Consider the following 23592-nt stretch of genomic DNA (forward strand, 5'->3'; position numbering starts at 1 on the left):
CTATTGGGATGAAAAGCTGTGCTGGTTAGAAAAGCTAGGCTTAAAAAACTAGAGGACATGCAGTTGCACATTCTCCTGTATTCACCTTGAGTTAAAAAGCGGATGCAACGCTTTAGATGGCTTGTCCAAAGGTATCGCAATCATTCATATTGCCCGACTTCAGACCAGTATTAAACCATTGCACGCGCTGGGCACTGGTACCATGGGTAAAGCTATCCGGCACTACTTGTCCACTCGAACGTTTCTGCAAATAGTCATCACCAATTTTATGTGCGGCATCCATCGCTTCCTGCACATCACCCTGTTCCAGGAATTGAGTACGCTGATGGTTATGATGCGCCCAGACACCGGCCAGACAATCGGCCTGAAGTTCCTGACGAACCGATAACTGGTTGCCTTCGACCTGACTGGCACGCTGACGCATCTGCTGTACCTGTCCGGAAATCCCCAGAATGGTCTGAATATGATGGCCGACTTCATGTGCAATCACATAAGCCTGGGCAAAATCTCCAGCCTGATCCTGACGCGATAATTCGGTCTGGTTCTGCTCGCCGGAAATTCCCATCTGGGTGCGCATATCTTTAAAGAAACCAGTATCTAAATAGACTTTCTGATCGGCCGGGCAATAAAACGGCCCCATGGCAGCGCTGGCATTGCCACAGGCGGAACTGACCGCACCATTAAACATCACCAGTTTGGGTGGCACATATTGCTGATTCAGCTGCTCGGCAAACACCTGCGTCCAGGTATCTTCGGTATCGGCCAGAATAGTGCCAATAAACTCCATCGATTCCTGCTGCTCCGGCGTCGGATTTTCCAGACCACGCGTTTCCGCGCTCTGCCCCTGATTAGTCACCTGTTTGGTGGCCTGATAGGCTGTTTGCGGATCGACCCCAAAAAACTTCCAGGCCACAAAAGCCACCACCAGACCCAGAATACTGATTCCGCCGGCTTTGGCACCGCCACCACCGCGACGATCTTCTACATTGCTACTGACGCGACGACCTTTCCAACGCATAGCAATCTCCTTATTATCTTTATCTCTTGGCTAGAATTTTACATAGTTTAAGAGGCTTTGGAACGTGGCCAGACCTTTTTCACCAGACCAATTAGCGCCACCACAATCAAACCGGCAATAAAGCCCACAGCAAAATTGATCAAGGTTGGAGTAAGCGCACCAAAAATACTGCCGATATTGGGAATTTCCTGCACGTATTCCACACTGTCTTCGGTAAAGTGATGTACCAATGGAATAGCGTGGTTGATAATCCCGCCGCCCACCAGGAACATGGCCAGAGTCCCGACAATCGACAGGATTTTCATCAAGATTGGCGCAAAGGCCAACAAGCCGCGCCCGACCGACTGTTTAAAATTAGAAGCCTGTTCCGAGAGATGCAGCCCAATATCATCAATCTTGACAATAAATGCCACTAACCCATAGACCCCAATGGTCATGGCGATGGCAATAATACTCAGCACTGTGACTTTTACACCAAAGGCCGCGGTAGCTACAGTACCCAAGGAAATGACAATAATCTCTGCCGAGAGAATAAAGTCGGTCCGGACTGCCCCTTTGATTTTTTCATTTTCAAACGTGGCCAGATCGGTTTCGGTTTTAATTAATTCCTGCTGCGCTTCTTCGGCAGTTTTGGCTTTTTTCTTGTGCAAGGAATGCAGAACTTTTTCAACCCCTTCATAACATAAGAATAAACCGCCCACGACCAGTAACGGGTTAATCAGCCACGGCGCCACCACGCTAATCAGTAGAGCTAAAGGCACCAGAATCAGTTTATTGACAAAAGAACCTTTGGCCACGCGCCAGACCACCGGCAGTTCCCGCTCCGAACGTACACCGCTGACCTGCTGGGCATTCAGGGCCAGATCATCACCGAGTACACCGGCCGTTTTCTTTGCGGCCATTTTACTCATGACCGCCACATCATCTAAAACAGTGGCAATATCATCTAATAATAGTAATAAGCTACTCGCCATAATTTTTATCCTTATCGTGTTCTAGGCTTATTCTAAGGAGAAATCTTCCAAAACTCTGTATTTACTTAATTAATAAATCTTTAAAATTTCCAGACAATTGTTGATTCTGTTCGGCTTATCCCGTGACATTCAAAAATATTATGCCGTACAATGTAGCCCAATCATCGGTATAGAAATGTCGTAACAACGACTTGGAAGAGATAATGAGTAATCAAGATAATCGTCCTGTTATTTTGACTGGCGACCGTCCAACCGGACAACTTCACCTCGGTCATTTTGTAGGTTCTTTACGTTCACGTGTAGGTTTACAGGATTCTCACCATCAACACCTTTTACTTGCCGATGCTCAAGCCCTGACTGATAACGCCGACAACTTTGAAAAAGTACGTCGCAATATTATTGAAGTGGCGACCGACTACCTGGCGGTGGGCATTGACCCGACCAAAACCACCATTTGTGTTCAGTCTTGCCTGCCGGCCTTGAATGAACTGACTATGCTGTATTTAAACTTTGTCACTGTGGCACGTTTAGAGCGCAACCCGACCATTAAATCTGAAATTCAGATGCGCGGTTTTGAACGTGATATTCCAGCCGGTTTCCTGTGCTATCCGGTTGCCCAAGCGGCCGATATTACCGCGTTTAAAGCGACTGTAGTGCCCGTGGGTGAAGATCAGATTCCTATGATCGAACAGACCAACGAAATTGTACGCCGCATTAACCGTCAGGTGGGTCAGGACCTGCTGCCTGAATGTAAAGCGCTGCTGTCGAATGTAGGCCGTTTACCTGGTTTTGATGGTAAAGCCAAAATGTCAAAATCATTGGGCAACACCATTGTGCTCGATGCTACTGACAAAGACATTAAAAAAGCAGTAAATGCCATGTACACTGACCCGAACCACCTCCGCATTGAAGATCCGGGTCAGGTTGAAGGCAACGTGGTATTTACCTACCTAGATGCTTTCGATCCGAACAAAGAAGAACTGGAAGAATTAAAAGCCCATTATCGCCGTGGTGGTCTGGGTGATGGTACCGTGAAAAAACGTCTGGAAGGCATTTTAAAAGAGCTGATTGGTCCAATCCGTGAACGCCGTTTAGAACTGGCCAAAGATCCGGATTACATCATGGATATCTTAAAAAGCGGTACCGATAAGTGCCGTGACATTACTCAAGCCACTTTAGATGAAGTTAAAGCCGGTTTAGGTGTGTTCCGCTTCTAAGCAGCCATGCTGATCTTGAAAAGCCTTTCCTCGCGAAAGGCTTTTTTATGCCGTGTTTACAATGATGGAGAAAATATGGAGAGAAATGTCACACAATTTTTATAGAAGCAACAATCTTTAACATGAATTTACCTGAACGCTGCTGAACCTGGCCTGATGCCGGCGTATTCTAGTCACATGTTCTAGGAGCAATCCTAATTCATAACATTTCTCCTTTACCGAAACTGTGCAAGCAGATTCGTTGTTCTACGCAATGATCACCCCAATCATTGCGTATTTTTTTGCCTAAAATATGCAGGTTTTTGAGACAAAAACGCGACCTAATGCTATGCTAGGCGCATTCAATAATAATATATATTGAATATCAATAATTTAAACACAACAGAACAATAGAGTATTCAGTTATGTGGGATTTGCTCACTCACCCTTCCAATCTGATTTTTAGTGTCTGTATCTGCCTGCTGTTTTTCTTTGCCCTGCTGGAAGTGTTTCTGTTACTGGTCGGCGGCGGCAGTCAGGGCATTCTGGACCAGTTCCTGCCAGATGACTTAATTCCGCATAAAGATGTGGAAGTGAATATTGATGGTTCTAGTGGCCTGTTGGTCCAGTTTTTAGACTGGCTGTACATTGGCCGGGTACCGCTGCTGATCTGGCTGATTATTTTCCTGACCTTATATGGTCTGTCTGGCCTGATTTTACAATCTGTACTGTTTCAATGGACCGGACAATATATTACAGCCTGGATAATGGCACCGGCCTGTCTGTTTCTGAGCATGCCTCTGGTGCGTTATAGCGCCATGCTGATTGCCCGCATTTTACCGCAAGATGAAACCACCGCCATTTATAGTGACGAGCTGATTGGCCGCACAGCCACCATTATTTTAGGTGTGGCCACTCCAAACTCTCCGGCAGAAGCCAAAGTGCAGGATCAGCATGGTCTGACCCACTATATTCTGGTAGAACCGGAACAGGACGAAAGTTTTCAACAGGGTCAATCCGTAATTTTAACGGGGAGAACCAAAATTGGCTTTTATGCCATGCATTTAAATTAACAACTGAAAAACACAAGAGATAACAATGTTAAGTTCAAATATGTATAACATCTTGATTATTGCCGGAATTATTTTCCTGGCCTTATTTGTGATTGGTTTAATCCTGGCCCGTCTGTATCGCCGCTCTAGCAAGGAAATTTCCTTTGTACGTACCGGTTTTGGCGGTGAGCATGTCATTCTCGGCGGTGGTGCGATTGTATTACCGGTGCTGCATGAAATTATTCCGGTCAATATGAATACCCTTCGTCTGGAAGTACGCCGTGCTGAAGATCAGGCCCTGATTACCCGCGACCGTATGCGTGTGGATGTCATGGCCGAATTTTATGTGCGGGTTAAACCGACCGCTGAATCTATTGCCACCGCAGCACAAACGCTGGGGCAAAAAACCATGTCACCGAATGAATTAAAAAATCTGGTCGAAGGTAAATTTGTCGATTCTTTACGTGCCGTAGCCGCAGAAATGGCGATGGAAGAACTACATGAAAAACGCGTCGACTTCGTGCAGAAAGTGCAGCAGGTGGTGTCGGAAGATCTGTTTAAAAACGGTCTGGAACTGGAAACTGTGTCTTTAACCGGACTGGATCAGACCAGTTTCCGCTACTTTAATCCGCAAAATGCTTTCGATGCCGAAGGTCTGACCAAACTGACCGAAACCATTGAAGATCGTCGCCGTAAACGTAACGACATTGAACAGGATGCCGACTTAGCCATTAAAGCCAAAAACCTGGAAGCTGAACAGGCGCGCCTGCAAATTCTACGTGAAGAAGAATATGCCAAGTTACAGCAAGAACGTGAAATTTCCGTGCGCCGTGCTGAACAGCTGGCGGAAATTGCAGCCCAGGAAGCAGCCAAAAAACGTGAAGCGGAAGAAGCCCGCATTGCTGCTGAACGTGAAATTGAACTGAAACGGATTGGCTCAGCACGTGATGTCGCCAATGAAAATATTTTAAAAGAACAGCTAGTCCAAAAAGCCCAAGTGGAACAGAAGAAAACCATTGAGCTGGCCGAACAGGATCGTGCCATTGCCATTGCGGAAAAATCCCGTGCCGAATCTGAAGCCAAAGCGCAGGCCGATTTAGCCCGTGCTCAAGCGGTAAAAGCAGAAGAAGAAGTGATTACAGTACGTGAAACCCAGCGCGCAGAACGTGCCAAGGCAGTCGAGCTGGTGGCTGCCAAGCAGGCCGCTGAAAAAGATGCGATTGCCATTACTGTTGCTGCTGAAGCGGGCAAACAGGCGGCGGTCGATGAAGCGGAAGCGGTGCGGATTACCGCAGAAGCCAATGCAGAACAGCTGCGTTTAAAAGCGCGTGGTGAAGCCGATGCCAAAGTCCTGCTGGCACAAGCGATGGAAAAACAGTATCAGGTTGATGCTGAAGGTACCCGTGCAGTCAACGAAGCCAATAACATCCTGTCGACGGAACAGGTCGAAATGCAGGTACGTCTGGCCATGCTGAAATACCTGCCAGAAATTATCCGTGAAAGCGTCAAGCCAATGGAAAATATTGATGACATCAAGATTCTGCACGTCAATGGTTTAAATGGGATGGGCAGCGCACATGTCGATGGCAGCGAACACGGTCATGGTCAAGTGGCCCTGTCTGATCAGGTGGTGAACAGTGCCCTGCGCTATCGTTCGCAAGCGCCGTTAATTGACAGCCTGATGAGTGAACTGGGTATTCATGGCGGTGATATTAACGGTCTGACCCAAAGCCTGAAATCTCAGCCGAAAATCAATCAGGAAACTTCATCAACTTAAATGAGGTGAATAAAAAAACGCAGCTAAGGCTGCGTTTTTTATGGCTGTTTTTCAATGTTCTATGATGAAGACAGTGGCTGATGAACTTCAAATTTTTCCAGCTGTCCATCTTGATCATAATGTAAGGTCAGATTTTTGGCCTGCTGCAAATACGCCATTTCAGTTGTGTCGACCTGAAAACTTTCCGCCAGCTGCTCAGTCTGAATATGCTCCGGAAAAGCCCGGCGCTCATTATCACGAAAACGCAGCCAGTTATACACAGCCCAGATCAGCAGAATCAGAATAAACACCATAATCGCCAGCCCCAGATAAAACAGGCTGAACGAGCTTTGCGGTGCCGACATCACAAACAGCTGCTCATATACGGTATAGCCCTGAAACAGCCACAGCAATACGGTGATCAGGGGCAGGAATAACCAGATCCAGGCCAGCCAGCCCAGAAAGAATAGTCCATAGCCTGCGACCTTGTTACGTACATAGCGCGGCTCATCAATATATTCTGGTAGCTCCAGCTGAGCTTCATCCTCAATCATTTTAAATTTAGCCATGCTCGTGCTCCTTGGTAAAACCACGGTCCGGACTGACCCAGCGTGCACGTTTCTGCTTTTTCAGCAAAGTTTTTGGCACAGACACCACCGTGGTCAGCGCGGTAATCAGCCAGAAAAATAGCGGATACCAGATTACCCAGAAATAGGTTCTCAAGGTACGGTTTTTATCATATTGATGATCGATCATTAAGCTGACCAGAAACTGCAGCAAACAGGTCAGGCCCAAAATCACCCCGTACCACTGCGGCAGAATCGATTGAATTGCCCACTCGCCCGGCAAGGGGAAAAACAGCCCATAAAAATACAGCACAAAGATGCCCATAATCACATAGGCCCATAGCACGCTGATGATCGATTCAATCACAATCGGCCACATCCGTCTAAGGCGCCATTTAAACAGTTTTGGCACATAGGCAATCAGCACTTCAATCCCGCCTTGTGCCCAGCGTAAGCGCTGTTTCCATAACCCTTTGAAGGTTTCCGGCATATAGATATAACACAGGGCTTTGGGCACATACTGCAAATCCCAGTGGTCGAACTGCAAACGCCACGAAACATCAATATCTTCAGTAATCATGTCATCACGCCAGTAGCCAATCCGGTCCAGCGCGGTTTTACGAAAACCGGCAATCGCACCTGATACGGTAAAAATCCGGCCATAGGTACGCTGCGCGCGTTTAATCAATCCAATAATTGAAGAGAATTCACCGACCTGAATTTTACCGAGCACGCTGGAACGGTTAATAATCCGTGGATTACCGGTAACCGCCCCGACACGCGGAAAGCTGGTCAGCTGATGCATCATCCAGAATACTGCGTGTGGATGCAGCAGCGCATCACCATCAATACAGACCAGAAATTCATAGCGACTAACCATTGCCCCGGCTCTTAAGGCATAGGCTTTGCCCTGGTTTTCGGCCAGATGGACCACCCGTAGCTTTGGATATTGCGTGGCCAGCTCATCCAGAATTGCTGCAGTCCGGTCCTGACTGCCATCATTGACTGCAATCACTTCAAATTCCGGATACTGGCTTTGCATGGCAAACTTGATGGTACGTCTGACCTGCTCTTCTTCATTGAAGCAAGGAATGACGATACTGCAGCCTTCATCGCTCGGTTCAGGGAAATGATCCTGACGATGTTCCCGTTTAAAATAAAACCAGATCCCGCCCGCAATCCACAGCCAGGCCATCAACAAGGGATATAAAAATGCAAAACCAAAATAAAAATCGTTAAAACTCAATTTCGAGAACACTTCCATCATTGCGGCTCTCCCTGTTCCAGGACATAGGGATCACGATAACTCAGCGGACTTGCATTCAGGCTCAACGCCCGGTACAGGTGCTGATGCACGGCCTGCCCATGGGTCGGCTGATAATTATCAATACCAATTTTTTGAATGCCCTGACGTCTTAGCTGCTGATACATCTGCTGATAATGTCGCCAGTCTGTTGCAGTGCTGTCCGGATTAATCTGCAAGTTAATCATCAAATGCTGCTTTTCCCGCTCATTTAACTGGTTTAAAGCCTGATGCAGATGTTTGATGGCTTGGGGTGATGGCAACGGATCGACAGCCAGATACAGGAAATCGGCATGATCCGGCAGTTGCTGCAGCAGTTTTTTCAGTCCGTCAAGTGGCTGATTCTGAATCTCCAGCTTTAATGCAGTCTGATAGTTGTTACTGATATTGGCATAGTATTTACCCTGGCTTTTGGTCCGGTTCTTGATGCTCAATACCTGTTGCAGCTGTGCCTGACAGCTTGCATTCCATTCGGCCTGAAATACGGCGCAATGTAACGCATCGCCGGTTTCAATCATCAGCCCTTCAATCGAGCTGTTGTTTTTCACCAGATCTGCGGTCAATTCTGCCAGATCATAACCTTGCCGGGTTTCCAGACTCAGCGGCATTTCTGCATATACCCGATTAGCAATCCGGGTCCGGGCCTGCCATACCACCCGGTTCAGCAAATCCTGAGCCACCGGCAAGGTCCGATTCGGAAAATAAGCCACATCAATTTTACCATCGGCATTCTGATCGGCCACCGCATTTAGGACCAGCGTATTGGATTGAAAGGCATTGACCTGATTGAGCAGCTGGCTCAAATGTGCTTCTGATGCGGTGATATTGCTCCCTGCCAGATCTGCCAGGTTGATGCGTAATAAACTTTTACGCTGCTTATGCGGCGCCCGGCTATTCATTAAGAAGTCTTTAATTTCACCAAACACTTCTTCTGGCGATGGGTTTTCCGTAATCAGGGCACGCTGATAGGTGGTATCGGCATCGGCCAATGTCAGTACGCTGCCCAGACTAAACGACATTGGTAGACCGGCTTCACGGGCCAGCGCTTCAGTTTCCTTGGTCACCGCACCATACGGCCAGAAAATGGCACGGGTATTGATTCCCAACTCACGATCCAGAATCTGCTTTGATTGACGCAAGTCTTTTACCACTCGCGTCGCATAGGCGCGATCAGATTCATAACGCTGCTGGGCCGGGAAATATTCACGGGTAATCGCGGCCGGCTGCTGGTTCAGCTGCGGATTGGCAATAATCCCGTGATGCAGGTCATCACTATGTGAGGCAAACTCGACCAGACCGGATTGCTGCATTTCACGCATCTGCGGCCAGTTCATCAGGTTGCCCTCTCCATAGGCTTCATAGGCATCTTTGGTATTGCCATTAATCCAGCTGGTCGGAATGGCAAAAACAGCCGGAACCTGATGCAGTTTTAATAAGGGGAAAATATGGCTATAGCTGCTGAGCGCGCCATCATCAATAGTTATTAATACTGCTTTTTCCGGTAAGGCTGTCTTATGCTGACGGGCCTGCCAGACATCTTCTAACCGAATAGGCTGCCAGCCATGTTCCCTGATCCATTGCAGGAACTGGGCAAAGTTATGGGTACTGATGGCGTATAGATCACGGTCACCCTGTTTGGCAACGTCATCACGCACATCATGAAAAGTTAAGGTAACAAATTCATAGGCCTGCGCATCAAGCGGCGCTATAGTTGCTGCTGGCGCTGTGCTGGTCTCGGCCTGCACGGTCAAAGGAGAATAAACACATGCAGCGATACAGGCACTCAGGAGTAAAGCGGGTTTCATTTGCATTAGAATCGTCCTTCAAAGCCGAATACTGCATAGGTTTTTTCTTCTGTTTTGCCATCGTATGGATGGCTGCCCCAACCAATGCCATAGTGCAGTTTCCAGGTTCGTGACACATGCCAGTCATGGCGATACAACAGGTGATATATCGGCTCATTGGAATAGTCTTTCTGTCCAAATGTGCCCAGCGTCAGTTCAAAATGCTGATTAAAATGTTGCTCATAACGACGCCAGGTCATCCAGTCATGTTCCAGTTTCAGCTCTAAACTATGGCTGGATTCAGGATTAAAATAATCCACGGCGACGGGCTTATTTTTTCCATAATAGCCGCTGAGCGTGGCACGACTCAGATGATGCGGTGCCTGATAAAACTGCTGGCTAAAATAGGCCTGATATTCCTGACGGGTGTTGCCATCATCAATATCGGTCAATTGAAATTGTGCACCGGCTTTACGCGACTCGTTGGCCTGCCAGTTGAGGCCAGCCCGATACGATTGCCCTTCATGTGCTTTGGCCACTGCCTGCAACGGAATATCGGCCTGGGTATTCACCGCCAGATGATATTGCCAATGATCATTTAACCAGTGTGACCAGTCCAGTGCAGCGCCCACACGGTCTTCATCTAAAGATTGAGACAGCAACAGGCTGGCATACTTGCGATCTTTGGACCAGGCCACACCCAGACCTAAACGCGGATCATCCAGAGTGCCATCTTCATAACGCCCCTGCCGATGCTGATGGTCAATAAAAACCTGATAATGCTCATTTAGCCACGGGCTGTTAAGACGGGTCCAATGGGTACGCTCTTCTGAACCTTTTAAACGGTTCAGCAACTGTTCCTGATCGGAACGACTTTCAGAAAAATAACTTTCATGCTGAATGCTGAAATGATCGCGATCCTTTAATTCTTTGCGGCTTAATTGCACACCGGTATCATCTGCAGCCGTCTGTAACAAGGCCTGATTCAGCTGACGCCAGCCCCTAATATCATTCAGGGCTTGGGCATTTTGCATCTGGTTAATCTGGGTGATTTGACTGACCTGATCCAGGCCATTCCACTGCTCCAGCGTCTGTTGGGAAGTCAGTGGTTTTTCACGCCAGCGCTGAATTTGTGCCAGATTGTTCTGATAGGCCAGATTATTCGGTGCAATTGAAACCAGGGTTTCAAAATACTGCTCGGCTTTGGCATGTTCATTGCGGTAAGCATAGTTCAGCCCTTTTAAAGCCAGATACTGCTCCCGGTCTTCATGGGTACTGCGATCCACGCCTTTGGCCTCACTATAACGATAACGCGGCAACTGACGGTCCATGTCTTGAATCAGCTGATCGGCCTGCTTGAATTTTTCCTGTTCGATATAGGCATAATACAAACCGGCATACACCGTATAGTCTGCATAGTTCTTTTCCTGAAACAGGCTTAAATACACCGGTTCAGCCAGTTCGGGCTGTCGGGTGGCCAGATAGGCATCGGCAATGGCATGGCGTACATAAGCCGGCCAGTTTGCAATTGGCTGATGCTGCTGTTGCACAATTTTCAAGACCTGCTGATGACGCTTACGCTGTCCCAAGGCATACAGATAATCGGCATAGAATGCGCGCTGCAGTTCAGCGTCAGCTGCCACCTGTGGTTCATGTGCAGCCATATCGGCCAATACCGCATCCAGCTCGGTATAGGCTGTTGCATATTCACTGCGCAGTTGTGCCGTTTTATAGGCCTGTACTGCATTCTGAATCCGGGTAGAAAACTGGTGCTGTTTGACTTGCAATAATAAACGAGGATGGCTCTGTGCTAACTGTTGTTGCAGCAGATAGTGCTCTGCTGCCTGATGCTTGCCATTAAGCATCAGCGCCAGCACATATTGTTCATGACCTGCGATACTGCTTTGCTTTTTTAATCCGGCTTCGGCCGCCTGCAAGGCTTGTACCGACATATTCAGGATACGATAGGTATAAGACAATAAACTCAGGTCATCGGCACTAAGCTGTTGCCATTGCAGGTTTTTCAGCAACGTTTTAGCGGCTGCTGTCTGCCCCGCCTCGGCTTCCAGTACCGCGCGCCAGACTTTGCCGCTGGCCTGGGCATTTAAGGGCTGAAACCGGGCCAGATACGCTTTGGCCTGAGCGTACTGCTTGGCATCACGGAGCACCTTGATGGCGCTGACCTGGGCATAGGCAGGAAAGGTTTTAGGTTGAATCTGCTGCGTTAGGCGGTATAAATCCTGTGGATGTACCGCAGGCTGACCATAGGCCAAAACCAGATAATCCGCAATTAACTTTTGATCTGTGGGAAATTGAGCTAATAACGCCTGCAAGCGATTGAGTCCAGAGACCACCTGTCCGGACCGAACCATCTCCACCGCGTGCTCACGTTGCTGATCAAGCATATTGGCATGAGCAGAAGAAAAAAATAAAAAAGAGCAAAGCGACAGACACTGAATCGGCATGATCGTTGTTATTTTGATCATATAAATTCTCAAGTTTCTAATAATTATTGCTCAATATTCTATTAAAGTGTGATGCAAATCACAATTACCAAAACAATCATTTTATTTGTTTTGTATGCTTTACTTTTTTCCTCAATAGAAGCGTCATCATTATCTATGTTCTTTGCCATAAAAAAACCCCAAGAACTGGGGTTTTTTTAGTCAGTTAGGTTTTACACCAAACCTTTGTCCTGCAATACTTTCAGCATGGTTGAACCGAGCTCGGCCGGGCTACGGGTATAAGCCATTCCGGCACGTTCAAAGGCAGCAAATTTCTCCTCTGCGGTTCCTTTACCGCCAGAAATAATCGCGCCAGCATGGCCCATGCGTTTGCCTTTTGGTGCGGTCACACCGGCAATATAGCCCACCACAGGCTTGGTCACATGCGCCTGAATGTATTCGGCTGCTTCTTCTTCGGCTGTGCCGCCAATCTCACCAATCATGATAATGGCTTCAGTTTGAGGATCGTCCTGGAACAGCTTCAGACAGTCAATCTGGTTCATGCCCGGAATCGGATCTCCCCCGATCCCGATACAAGTAGACTGACCCAGTCCAAGCTTGGTGGTCTGCGCTACGGCTTCATAGGTCAAAGTCCCTGAGCGCGAGATAATTCCAATTTTACCCGGCTGATGAATATGACCTGGCATAATCCCGATCTTACATTCGCCCGGGGTGATAATACCCGGACAGTTCGGGCCAATCAGGCGTGTACCATTACCATTGGTTTCCAGATAGCGTTTGGCTTTTAGCATATCTAGGGTCGGTACACCTTCAGTAATTACCACAATCAGTTCAATACCGGCATCGACCGCTTCAACAATCGAGTCCAGTACAAAAGGTGCGGGTACATAAATCACCGAAGCGTCAGCCTGAGTTTCACGGACCGCCTGCTTCATGGTGTTAAATACTGGCAGGTCTAAATGGGTTTGACCACCTTTACCTGGAGTTACACCGCCGACAACACGCGTGCCATAATCCAGCGCCTGGGCCGAATGGAAGGTTCCGTTTTTACCGGTGAAGCCCTGAACCAATACTTTTGTATCTTTATTTACTAATACGCTCATGATGCATCTCCTTAAGCTTTTACCGCAGCAACAATTTTTTCTGCAGCATCGGCCAGGCCATTTGCAGAAATTAAGGTCAGGCCAGATTCATCTAGTAATTTGGCCCCCAGCTCAGCATTGTTTCCTTCCAGACGTACCACCACCGGCACGCTGACATTGACTTCCTGAACTGCTGCAATAATCGCTTCCGCAATCATGTCACAACGTACAATCCCACCAAAAATATTGATTAATACTCCCTGAACCGAATTGTCGGCCAGAATAATTTTAAATGCTTCAATCACGCGCTCTTTGGTTGCACCGCCACCGACATCAAGGAAGTTGGCCGGTTGACCACCATACAATTTGATGATGTCCATGGTTGCCATGGCAAGACCGGCACCATTGACCATACAGCCAATATTGCCTTCTAGCGCTACATAGTTCAGATCGAACTCAGAGGCTTTCAGCTCGCGCTCATTTTCCTGGCTCTTGTCACGCAGCGCAGCCACTTCCGGCAAACGGTACAGCGCATTGGAATCAATGCCGACTTTGGCATCGACACATAAAATTTCGCCGTTTTCACGTACAGACAATGGGTTAATTTCAAACAGGGCAAAATCGTTTTCAATAAAGGCCTGATACGCCGCGGTCATGATTTTGACAAACTGGTTGATTTGTCCATCTTTTAAGTTCAGGGCAAACGCAACTTCACGTGCCTGAAATGGTAATAAACCGACTAGAGGATCAACTTCAACTTTAATAATTTTTTCTGGGGTTTCTTCTGCGACTTTTTCAATTTCGACCCCACCTTCGGTTGAGGCCATAAAGGTCACGCGACGGCTGGAACGGTCCACCACGGCACCCAAATATAATTCACGCTCTACCGGATAGACATCCTGGGCCACCAGAATACTGTTCACCGGCTGGCCATTGGCATCGGTCTGATAAGTGACCAGTCGAGTACCGATCAGCTGATTGGCGTACTCTGCCGCTTCTTCAGCCGATTTCACCACTTTCACACCACCCGCCTTACCACGGCCACCCGCATGCACCTGGGCTTTCATGACAGCGAATTTGCCACCGAGCTGTTCAAATGCCTGTACTGCTTCATCTGCATTGGTTGCAAGCAGACCTTCCTGCACCGGCATACCATATTTTTTTAATAGCGCTTTGGCTTGGTACTCATGTAGATTCATTTATTTACCTTTTACTACTTTTCACGTTTTTTTATGACTCGCTAAAACTCCAACATCCATCGTCGTGAGTATTAACATTTATACAGTTTTATCGTTTTAGTTTTAGATGATTATTCAAACAAAAACAACCACCAAATGAAAAAGAGCGGTCGAAACCGCTCTTTTTTTATTTATTTACGCTTACGCTGAATCGCGTGGATGGCACGTCCATCGACGGCCAGTGCCGCTTCGTGCACCACCTCAGAGAAGGTTGGGTGACCGAATGTCATTAATTGTAAATCTTCAACTGAAGATACAAATTCAAGCGCGATCATACCTTGGTGAACAATGTCAGACGCCGCAGGTCCAATCACGTGCATACCCAGTAAACGATCTGTTTTAGCATCGGCAACGAACTTCACGAAACCAGCACCTTCACCGGCAGCTAAAGCCCGGCCGTTGACTGCGAAACCGAATTGACCGGTTTTCACTTCATGACCTTTTTCTTTAGCCTGCTCTTCTGTTAAACCTACCCACGCCGCTTCAGGGTGTGTATAGATGACAGAGATGATGGTGTCATAGTTCACTTGAGCAGCATGACCGTGAATACGTTCAACTGCCATTACGCCTTCTTCCATAGCTTTGTGTGCCAGCATTGGACCGCGTACCAAGTCACCAATTGCGTATACGCCTTCAACAGAAGTCGCACACCAGTCGTTCACTTCAACCAGACCACGTTCAGTCAGCTTGATACCACAGTCATCAGCCAGTAAGCCTTCAGCATACGCACGACGACCCACACACACGATCAGCTTGTCGAAAGTCTGTTCTTTCTCTTCGCCGCCTTGAGTGTATTTAACAGTCACTTCACGACCGTTGACTTCAGTGCCCGACACTTTCGCGCCTACACGAATATCCAGACCCTGTTTGGTCAGCAGTTTCTGGTAGTCTTTTGCCAGCGCTTTATCCGCCATTGGCAAGAAGGCATCCATTGCTTCAAATACAACAACTTCAGCACCTAGACGACGCCATACTGAACCAAGCTCCAGACCGATCACGCCGGCACCAATCACACCTAAACGCTTCGGTACTTCAGGGAACTCAAGCGCGCCAGTAGAGTCAACAATAATGTCTTGATCAACAGGAGCAACCGGAATGTTCACAGGTACAGAACCAGACGCAAGAATTACGTATTTTGGTTCTAGAATCTGAGTTTCACCTTCGTGAGGAACAAACTCAACTTTCTTACCCGCCAGTAATTTACCAGTACCTTTTAACCATTCGATACCATTGCCTTTCAGCAACTGGTCAATACCGCCAGTCAACTGGTCAACAATCTTGTCTTTACGTGCCAGTAATTTAGACAGGTCAAAGTTTACTTCACCTGTCGTAATACCATGATCAGCCAGGTGATGAACGGTATCTTCATAACGGTGTGAAGAATCAAGCAGTGCTTTAGACGGGATACAGCCCACGTTTAAGCAGGTACCACCTAAAGATGGTTTACCTTTGTGGATGCGTTTTTCGATACATGCCACTTTAAAACCAAGCTGAGCCGCACGAATGGCTGCTTCATAACCGCCTGGACCACCGCCAATAACAACTAAATCAAATTGTTGAGACATTTTTATCTCCAATCAATCTCTCTAAATTCCCCCTTTTGCTCAAGGGGGAACCTTTCCCCTCTTTTTTAGAGGGGTTAGGAGAGATTTTTAATTAATAAATTATAAGTCAAGGATAAGTTTAGCTGGCTCTTCTAACAATTCTTTGATTGTTACAAGGAAACCTACCGCTTCTTTACCATCGATTAAACGGTGGTCATAAGACAGCGCTAAATACATCATTGGCAAGATTTCAACCTGACCATTGACTGCCATAGGACGTTCCTGGATTTTGTGCATACCCAGAATAGCAGTTTGTGGTGTATTCAGAATTGGCGTAGACAGCAGTGAACCGAAAGTACCACCGTTAGTAATGGTGAATGTACCGCCAGTCATGTCTTCAATCGCAAGTTTGCCTTCACGCGCTTTCGCAGCATAAGCACCAATGCCAGATTCAACTTCAGCGTAGTTCATACGGTCTGTATCACGTAATACAGGAACCACCAGACCACGGTCAGAAGATACAGCTACACCGATGTCATAGTAACCGTGATAAACGATATCGTCGCCATCAATTGATGCGTTGACTGCTGGGTAACGTTTTAGCGCTTCAGTCGCAGCTTTTACGAAGAATGACATGAAGCCAAGACGCGCACCGTGGCGTTTTTCAAATGCGTCTTTATATTGCTTACGCATTTCCATGATTGGTTTCATGTTCACTTCGTTGAACGTCGTCAACATTGCAGTTTCTTGAGTCGCTGCAAGTAAACGTTCAGCTACACGCTTACGTAAACGCGTCATAGGAACACGTTTCTCGATACGCTCGCCTACTGCTGCAGTTAAAGGCGCAGCCGCTGGTTTCGCCTGGTGGTTTGCCACATCTTCTTTGGTGATGCGACCGCCACGGCCTGTACCTTGTACGTCAGCAGCGTTGATACCTGTTTCAGTCAATGCTTTACGCACTGCTGGTGCCTGGTCCGCAACTGGTTGAGCACGCTCAACTACAGGTGCTGCACCTGCTTCAGTTTTCTCAGCGGCCTGTTCAACTTTCTCTTCAGACTGAACTGCTTGAGTTTGCGCAGCGCCAGATACAGCACCTTCTTCAAACTGTGCAATCACTTCGTTTGAAAGTACAGTATCGCCTTCATTTTTAATGATTTGAGCAATCGTACCGTCTGCAGGAGCTACAACTTCCAGAACAACTTTGTCTGTTTCAATGTCACAGATCACTTCATCACGTGATACTGCTTCACCTGGTTGTTTGTGCCAAGTCGCGATTGTTCCATCTGCAACTGACTCTGGAAATACCGGTGCTTTAATTTCGGTTGCCATTACTTCGAATCTCCTGTTATTCAGCTACGATCGCAAGCGCGTCATTAATGAGCTGAGCTTGTTGTTTTGCATGCAAATATGGTGAACCACACGCTGGAGCGGCAGAAGCCTCACGACCAGCAAAGCTGATACGAACCTGTTTACCAGCTTTCATCACGTCATCATATAGACGCGGCGCGATGAACAACCAAGCACCTTGGTTCTTCGGTTCTTCCTGAGTCCAAACCAGTTCTTTCACGTTTGGATAAGCTTCAAGAATTTCCGCAATGCGTTGTTCTGGGTATGGATACAACTGTTCAATACGAACAATTGCCGTGTTGTTCAATTCTTTTTCACGACGTTTTTCAAGCAGGTCGTAATACACTTTACCACCACAAAGTACCAGACGGGTCACGTCGGCCTTGTTGATGTTGCTGTCGATTTCGTCAATCACGGTCTGGAAGGTACCAGTTGCCAGCTCATCAAGAGATGAAGTTGCCAGCTTGTGACGCAGCAATGATTTCGGTGACATCACAATCATTGGCTTACGGATTGGACGAATTGCCTGACGACGTAAAGCGTGGAAAATCTGTGCTGGTGTAGTCGGGGTAATCACTTGCATGTTGTCTTCAGCACACAGCTGTAAGAAACGTTCTAAACGTGCAGATGAGTGTTCCGGACCTTGACCTTCAAAGCCGTGTGGCAGCAACATGGTTAAACCACATACACGTTCCCACTTGGTTTCACCAGAGGCGATGAACTGGTCAATCACCACTTGCGCACAGTTAGCGAAGTCACCAAATTGTGCTTCCCAAATGATCAGACCGTGTGGAATCGTGGTCGCATAACCATATTCAAATGCCAGTACCGCCATTTCAGACAATAGCGAGTCATATAAAGCAAAACGCGGCTGGTTTTCTTTCACATGGCACAATGGAATATAAGTTTCGCCATCAACCTGGTTATGCAGTTTGGCATGACGGTGCGAGAAGGTACCACGACCTACGTCTTCACCAGTAATACGTACCAGGTAACCCTGATCTAGCAGTGTTGCATAGGCTAGAGTTTCAGCAGCACCCCAGTTCAGCGGCATTTCGCCGGTCTGCATTTTCAGACGTTCGTCAATCACTTTAGACACCTGACGCTGCATCACGAAACCTTCTGGAAGTTTACGCATGCCTTCACCAAGCTCTTTTAAGCGCTCAGCCGGGAAAGTGGTATCCCATTCGTCAGTGTATTCATGGCCCAGGTACGGCGTCCAGTCCACAAACATTTTCTTGTTCGGTTCAAGAACCAGCGCATTGGCAACGTGATTACCTGCTTCAAGATCGGCACGGTAGTCTTCAACCATTTGGTCTGCAGCAGCGCGATCTAATACGCCCTGTTGTACCAGTTGGTCTGCATACAAAGTACGTGTAGTGGCTTTCTTGTTGATCACCTGATACATCAGTGGCTGGGTTGCAGATGGCTCATCCGCTTCGTTGTGACCACGACGACGGTAACAGAACAGGTCAATCACTACGTCTTTACGGAAAGTATGACGGAAGTCGTGTGCCAATTGCGTTACGAAGATTACCGCTTCAGGATCATCACCATTCACGTGGAATACTGGCGCCTGAACCATTTTCGCGATGTCGGTACAGTATTCTGTAGAACGCGCATCACGTGGATCAGAGGTAGTGAAACCAACCTGGTTGTTAATTACGATGTGCACAGTACCACCCACGGTATAACCGCGTGTTTGTGACATCTGGAAAGTTTCCTGGTTCACGCCCTGACCTGCAAATGCAGCATCACCGTGTACGATTAATGGCAACACGTCATCGCCACCAATGTCTTTACGACGTACTTGACGGGCACGTACCGAACCTTCAACCACAGGTCCAACAATTTCAAGGTGCGACGGGTTAAACGCCAATGCCAAGTGAACTTCGCCACCTGGGGTCATTACGTTAGATGAGAAACCTTGGTGGTACTTAACGTCACCCGAACCTTTCTTGTGTAAAGATTTACCTTCGAACTCGCCAAACAGGTCAGCCGGGTTTTTACCCATGATGTTAACCAGCAAGTTCAGACGGCCACGGTGTGGCATACCAATCACGACTTCTTTACAACCAACCGCACCGGCACGTTGAATTAGTTCGTTAACCATTGGAATGAAAGATTCACCACCTTCCACACCAAAGCGTTTTGCACCAACGTATTTATTACCTAAATATTTTTCCAGACCTTCAGCGGCAGTTAAACGCTCAAGGAAGTGTTTTTTCTGTTCTGCATTGAAGCCATACTGACCACGGGCACTTTCAAGACGCTGTTGAATCCAGCGTTTCTCTTTGGTGTCAACAATGTGCATGTACTCTGCACCAATTGAACCGCAGTAAGTTGCTTCCATCGCTTCAACCATTTCGCCCAGCGTGGTATCTGTTTTACCAATCGCCAGGTTGCCTGTGTTGAATACCGTATCTAAATCAGATTTGGTTAAACCGTGCGCAGCAAGATCAAGATCTGGCACTTCTTCGCGTTTTGCCAAACCTAGTGGATCTAATTTTGCTTTTTGGTGACCACGATTACGATACGCTGCGATCAGTTGCAGGACGCCAATTTGACGACGTTCATGCTCAGAGCTTACCGCGCTTTGAGCCACAGACTGAATACGATTTGAGTTGCGACCCAATAAAAGGAATTGCTCACGTACATTGCTATGAGGTTGATCACCTTTTGGGAATTTATCGAAGTACACTCTCCAGTCTTCACCAACTGACTCTGGAGACGTTAAATACTGCTCATAAAGTTCTTCAATATACGCTGCACTATCAGCGGAAAGTTCAGTGTCAAGACGCAGAGCGTCAGCAACTTCTTGCATTTGTGGACCCATTTCCTATTGCAAAAACATTTTTCAGGATGCTTTTTAAGCAAAACCCATGATTGATAATGTCAAATTGGTAACATGACATTCGTCCCCATTCGACAACTGTCATGAGGCGTTATCACTACATTAGGACTACCCAATGTGAATAATGAATCATAACGCCCTGATTGGCATCATCACTCATTTTATACTCGGCCAAAACCGAGCAATTTTTTTGCAAATCGACTTAGAAAAATTAATTCGGCAAATTAGCTTTTCTAAATAGGTTTACTCTAATTTCTGGCTTTCTACATCTCTTTAAATGTTGAAAAAATGTACATAAATTCAACCTCAATTTTTAAATATAGAAGTTTATTAATCGTAACATGATCTCCAACTCTCAATTGATTTTTTTGACGTATACCTCCTATAAATTGGCGAAATACAAGAAACATATTTTGCTCTAACATATGGTGCTTTATTTAATAATTAGAAGCAATTAAGACCAAAGTCCAACGGCTTCTTTATTCCATAAAACAAAAGAGAGCACATCTTTCAATCTGCCCTCTTCAACTTGCGTTATATAATAACATCTTGCACCACTTTTTGCAGTCCCATGCCCCATTTCTGGGCGTATTAAAACAAAATACCATCACTCTATTACACTTTTGTAGAGGATTGATTTAAAACTATTCACCTGCACTTTTCATACCCAGTTTATATGCAGCAATGCATCTCATCAGACCAGCCCCACTCAAGTGTTCAATAAAGCAGCATAAAAAAAAGCACATCCGGAGATGTGCTTTTTTGAGTTCACCAAACTGGCGTTCAGATTAACCCGCAGTATCCAGAAGCATGTTACGGATGTGACCGATTGCTTTGGTTGGGTTCAGACCTTTCGGACAAACTGACACACAGTTCATGATACCTTTACAACGGAACAGCGAGAACGGGTCGTCAAGACGCGCCAGACGCTCTTGAGTTGCAGTATCACGTGAATCGATGATGAAGCGGTAAGCATTCAACAGCGCTGAAGGACCCAGGAATTTGTCCGGGTTCCACCAGAATGATGGGCATGAAGTTGAACAGCATGCACATAAAATACATTCATACAGGCCATCCAGGTGCTCACGGTCTTCCTGAGACTGTAAACGCTCTTTTGGTGGCGCAGGCTGGTTGTTGATCAAGAATGGCTGAATCTTGTTGTACTGGTCGTAGAACTGATTCATATCAACAACCAGGTCTTTGATCACTGGCAGACCTGGTAATGGACGAATGGTGATTTCATTTGGTAAATCGTTCAGGTTCCAAAGACACGCCAAACCGTTTTTACCATTGATGTTTACACCATCAGAACCACAAATACCTTCGCGGCAAGAACGACGGAACGTTAAAGTTTCGTCTTGTACTTTCAACGCCAAAAGTGCGTCAAGCAACATACGATGCTTATCAGTCAATTCCAGCTTGAATGTTTGCATGTACGGTGCTTTATCCTTATCAGGATCATAGCGGTAGATATGAAATGTACGAGTACCTCTACTCATCTTGTTTCTCCTGATTAGAATGTACGTGGTTTAGGTGGAATAGCTGCAACAGAAAGCGGCTTGTAACGTACTGGTTTGTACTCAAGACGGTTGTCTGCAGAGAACCACAGAGTGTGCTTCATCCACTCATCATCACGACGACCATAAGAATAAGTCGGGTGATCTGGTGGTAATTCAAAGTCTACAACAGTGTGCGCACCACGACACTCTTTACGCGCAGCAGCAGAAATCAAGGTTGCTTTTGCGACTTCGTATAGGTTTTCAACTTCTAATGCTTCTACACGTGCAGTGTTGAAGACTTTAGATTTGTCTTTCAGGTGAATATTGCGAACACGTGGTTCAAGCGCAAGAATCTGTTTCACACCTTCTTCAAGCAATGCTGAAGTACGGAATACACCTGCGTGATCCTGAACGATGTTACGAATTGCATCCGCAACTTCTTGAGCGTTTTCACCTGAGGTTGATTCGTCAAGTTTACGAATACGGTTCAGCGTGTTTTCAAGTACAGTTGTAGGTAGTGGTTCGTACTCGCCATCGTGCTGTTTAGTTACATACTCAATGATATGTTGACCAGCCGCTTTACCAAATACCACCAGGTCAAGCAGTGAGTTAGTACCTAAACGGTTTGCACCGTGTACAGATACACATGAACATTCACCAATTGCATAGAAACCTTTTACTGGTTTCGCAAAGTCACGACCTTCCGCATTTGTAGAATATGTGTCAGTGTCTTTGTCGTAGTTGGCAACCAGTGGAGTCGTTTCACGAGATTCTGGAACAACAACCTGACCATGAATGTTGGTCGGAATACCACCCATTTGGTAATGGATTGTTGGTACAACCGGAATTGGCTCTTTGGTACAGTCAACGTTCGCGAATTTCTTGCCAATCTCGAATACAGATGGCAGACGTTTCATGATCGTGTCAGCACCCAGGTGCGTCATATCCAGCAAGATGTAGTCTTTGTTCGGACCACAACCACGGCCTTCTTTAATTTCCTGGTCCATAGAACGTGATACGAAGTCACGTGGCGCCAAGTCTTTTAAAGTTGGAGCATAACGTTCCATGAACGGTTCGCCAGAAGCGTTACGAAGGATACCACCCTCACCACGACAGCCTTCCGTTAACAATACGCCTGCGCCCGCAACACCTGTTGGGTGGAATTGCCAGAATTCCATATCCTGTAATGGAATACCTGCACGAGCAGCCATACCAAGACCGTCACCCGTGTTGATATACGCGTTAGTAGATGCACGGTAAACACGACCTGCACCACCAGTAGCGAATAGCGTCGCTTTGGCTTGGAATACCGCAATTTTACCCGTTTCCTGGTCAATTGCAGTTACACCCAGTACGTCGCCTGCTTCGTTACGAATTAAGTCAAGTGCAATCCATTCAACGAAGAATTGAGTCCCCATTTTCACGTTGCTTTGATAAAGCGTGTGAAGCAGCGCGTGGCCTGTACGGTCAGCAGCAGCACATGCACGTGGCACAGCTTTTTCACCGTAGTTTGCAGAGTGACCACCGAATGGACGCTGGTAAATTGTACCGTCTGCGTTACGGTCAAATGGCATACCCAAGTGTTCTAATTCATAAACCACTTGTGGCGCTTCACGCGTCATGAATTCGATCGCGTCTTGGTCGCCTAACCAGTCAGAACCTTTAACTGTGTCATAGAAGTGGTAGTGCCAGTTATCTTCTTGCATGTTACCAAGAGATGCACCAATACCACCTTGCGCCGCAACCGTGTGCGAACGTGTTGGGAATACTTTGGTCAGTACCGCAACTTTCAAACCCGCTTGAGCAAGTTGGTAAGATGCACGCATACCTGAACCACCACCACCAACGATGACTGCGTCAAAAAATTGGTGTGGAATGTTTGAATAATCTTCTTTAGGGTTAATCGCGCCCATG

At 46.9% G+C, this 23592-nt stretch carries 16 protein-coding genes; 3 read left to right on the forward strand and 13 right to left on the reverse strand.

Going from position 1 to position 23592, the window contains the following annotated elements:
* Nucleotides 1-112: 112 nt before the first annotated feature.
* On the reverse strand, nt 113-1018 hold the full coding sequence (locus FTU54_RS05270) for a neutral zinc metallopeptidase (RefSeq protein WP_016659937.1): 906 nt from the start codon (nt 1016-1018) through the stop codon (nt 113-115).
* 47 nt (nt 1019-1065) lie between these two features.
* Nucleotides 1066-1992, reverse strand: a complete 927-nt coding sequence (locus FTU54_RS05275) for a DUF808 domain-containing protein (RefSeq protein ID WP_075174426.1) — start codon at nt 1990-1992, stop codon at nt 1066-1068.
* Nucleotides 1993-2195: 203 nt separating this feature from the next.
* On the opposite strand from FTU54_RS05275, the gene trpS reads away from it, so the two are divergent.
* From trpS to FTU54_RS05290, 3 genes are all read left to right on the forward strand, one after another.
* Nucleotides 2196-3209: a tryptophan--tRNA ligase gene (gene trpS, locus FTU54_RS05280; protein WP_075167197.1), complete on the forward strand. Its 1014-nt coding sequence runs from the start codon at nt 2196-2198 to the stop codon at nt 3207-3209.
* 404 nt (nt 3210-3613) lie between these two features.
* Nucleotides 3614-4261 carry a YqiJ family protein gene (locus FTU54_RS05285; RefSeq protein ID WP_168382433.1) on the forward strand — a complete coding sequence of 216 codons (648 nt, stop codon included), beginning with the start codon at nt 3614-3616 and terminating at the stop codon, nt 4259-4261.
* A gap of 25 nt (nt 4262-4286) precedes the next feature.
* Nucleotides 4287-6017 carry a flotillin family protein gene (locus tag FTU54_RS05290; RefSeq protein WP_075167198.1) on the forward strand — a complete coding sequence of 577 codons (1731 nt, stop codon included), beginning with the start codon at nt 4287-4289 and terminating at the stop codon, nt 6015-6017.
* 59 nt (nt 6018-6076) lie between these two features.
* Here FTU54_RS05290 and pgaD read toward each other — a convergent pair whose 3' ends face one another.
* The 11 genes from pgaD to FTU54_RS05345 form a co-directional block, all read right to left on the reverse strand.
* Nucleotides 6077-6565 (reverse strand): poly-beta-1,6-N-acetyl-D-glucosamine biosynthesis protein PgaD, encoded by a 489-nt coding sequence (gene pgaD / locus FTU54_RS05295; protein WP_180054303.1) that lies wholly within the window; start codon nt 6563-6565, stop codon nt 6077-6079.
* The gene (gene pgaC / locus FTU54_RS05300) at nt 6558-7826 is read right to left on the reverse strand and encodes a poly-beta-1,6-N-acetyl-D-glucosamine synthase (protein ID WP_171249326.1); all 1269 of its coding nucleotides are present in this window, start codon (nt 7824-7826) and stop codon (nt 6558-6560) included. The genes pgaD and pgaC overlap by 8 nt, the downstream gene beginning before the upstream one ends.
* Nucleotides 7826-9676, reverse strand: a complete 1851-nt coding sequence (gene pgaB / locus FTU54_RS05305) for a poly-beta-1,6-N-acetyl-D-glucosamine N-deacetylase PgaB (protein ID WP_180054301.1) — start codon at nt 9674-9676, stop codon at nt 7826-7828. Before pgaB ends, pgaC begins: the two co-directional genes overlap by 1 nt.
* Nucleotides 9676-12135 (reverse strand): poly-beta-1,6 N-acetyl-D-glucosamine export porin PgaA, encoded by a 2460-nt coding sequence (gene pgaA, locus FTU54_RS05310; protein ID WP_180054299.1) that lies wholly within the window; start codon nt 12133-12135, stop codon nt 9676-9678. The genes pgaB and pgaA overlap by 1 nt, the downstream gene beginning before the upstream one ends.
* Before the next feature lie 191 nt (nt 12136-12326).
* Nucleotides 12327-13217 carry a succinate--CoA ligase subunit alpha gene (gene sucD / locus FTU54_RS05315; RefSeq protein ID WP_005176265.1) on the reverse strand — a complete coding sequence of 297 codons (891 nt, stop codon included), beginning with the start codon at nt 13215-13217 and terminating at the stop codon, nt 12327-12329.
* Between the two features lie 11 nt (nt 13218-13228).
* A complete protein-coding gene (gene sucC, locus FTU54_RS05320) occupies nt 13229-14395 on the reverse strand; it encodes an ADP-forming succinate--CoA ligase subunit beta (RefSeq protein WP_005176263.1) in 1167 nt (388 codons plus the stop codon).
* 170 nt (nt 14396-14565) lie between these two features.
* Nucleotides 14566-15999 carry a dihydrolipoyl dehydrogenase gene (lpdA, locus tag FTU54_RS05325; protein WP_005176261.1) on the reverse strand — a complete coding sequence of 478 codons (1434 nt, stop codon included), beginning with the start codon at nt 15997-15999 and terminating at the stop codon, nt 14566-14568.
* 99 nt (nt 16000-16098) lie between these two features.
* A complete protein-coding gene (gene odhB, locus FTU54_RS05330; RefSeq protein ID WP_075167202.1) occupies nt 16099-17307 on the reverse strand; it encodes a 2-oxoglutarate dehydrogenase complex dihydrolipoyllysine-residue succinyltransferase in 1209 nt (402 codons plus the stop codon).
* A gap of 16 nt (nt 17308-17323) precedes the next feature.
* Nucleotides 17324-20149: a 2-oxoglutarate dehydrogenase E1 component gene (locus tag FTU54_RS05335; RefSeq protein WP_005176258.1), complete on the reverse strand. Its 2826-nt coding sequence runs from the start codon at nt 20147-20149 to the stop codon at nt 17324-17326.
* An 818-nt stretch (nt 20150-20967) separates the two neighbouring features.
* Entirely contained in the window at nt 20968-21678 is a 711-nt protein-coding gene (locus tag FTU54_RS05340; protein WP_005176256.1) for a succinate dehydrogenase iron-sulfur subunit, read from the reverse strand.
* A 14-nt stretch (nt 21679-21692) separates the two neighbouring features.
* Nucleotides 21693-23591 carry an FAD-binding protein gene (locus tag FTU54_RS05345; RefSeq protein WP_104470394.1) on the reverse strand — a complete coding sequence of 633 codons (1899 nt, stop codon included), beginning with the start codon at nt 23589-23591 and terminating at the stop codon, nt 21693-21695.
* Nucleotide 23592 lies beyond the last annotated feature (1 nt).

Source organism: Acinetobacter sp. YH12116, from assembly GCF_013418895.1.
GTDB lineage: Bacteria > Pseudomonadota > Gammaproteobacteria > Pseudomonadales > Moraxellaceae > Acinetobacter > Acinetobacter indicus.

Bases quoted from the DNA above. Each gene is read 5' to 3' on its own strand.
- FTU54_RS05270 (WP_016659937.1), bottom strand. From the start codon at position 1,018: ATGCGTTGGAAAGGTCGTCGCGTCAGTAGCAATGTAGAAGATCGTCGC.
- FTU54_RS05275 (WP_075174426.1), bottom strand. From the start codon at position 1,992: ATGGCGAGTAGCTTATTACTATTATTAGATGATATTGCCACTGTTTTA.
- trpS (WP_075167197.1), top strand. From the start codon at position 2,196: ATGAGTAATCAAGATAATCGTCCTGTTATTTTGACTGGCGACCGTCCA.
- FTU54_RS05285 (WP_168382433.1), top strand. From the start codon at position 3,614: ATGTGGGATTTGCTCACTCACCCTTCCAATCTGATTTTTAGTGTCTGT.
- FTU54_RS05290 (WP_075167198.1), top strand. From the start codon at position 4,287: ATGTTAAGTTCAAATATGTATAACATCTTGATTATTGCCGGAATTATT.
- pgaD (WP_180054303.1), bottom strand. From the start codon at position 6,565: ATGGCTAAATTTAAAATGATTGAGGATGAAGCTCAGCTGGAGCTACCA.
- pgaC (WP_171249326.1), bottom strand. From the start codon at position 7,826: ATGGAAGTGTTCTCGAAATTGAGTTTTAACGATTTTTATTTTGGTTTT.
- pgaB (WP_180054301.1), bottom strand. From the start codon at position 9,676: ATGCAAATGAAACCCGCTTTACTCCTGAGTGCCTGTATCGCTGCATGT.
- pgaA (WP_180054299.1), bottom strand. From the start codon at position 12,135: ATGATCAAAATAACAACGATCATGCCGATTCAGTGTCTGTCGCTTTGC.
- sucD (WP_005176265.1), bottom strand. From the start codon at position 13,217: ATGAGCGTATTAGTAAATAAAGATACAAAAGTATTGGTTCAGGGCTTC.
- sucC (WP_005176263.1), bottom strand. From the start codon at position 14,395: ATGAATCTACATGAGTACCAAGCCAAAGCGCTATTAAAAAAATATGGT.
- lpdA (WP_005176261.1), bottom strand. From the start codon at position 15,999: ATGTCTCAACAATTTGATTTAGTTGTTATTGGCGGTGGTCCAGGCGGT.
- odhB (WP_075167202.1), bottom strand. From the start codon at position 17,307: ATGGCAACCGAAATTAAAGCACCGGTATTTCCAGAGTCAGTTGCAGAT.
- FTU54_RS05335 (WP_005176258.1), bottom strand. From the start codon at position 20,149: ATGCAAGAAGTTGCTGACGCTCTGCGTCTTGACACTGAACTTTCCGCT.
- FTU54_RS05340 (WP_005176256.1), bottom strand. From the start codon at position 21,678: ATGAGTAGAGGTACTCGTACATTTCATATCTACCGCTATGATCCTGAT.
- FTU54_RS05345 (WP_104470394.1), bottom strand. From the start codon at position 23,591: ATGGGCGCGATTAACCCTAAAGAAGATTATTCAAACATTCCACACCAA.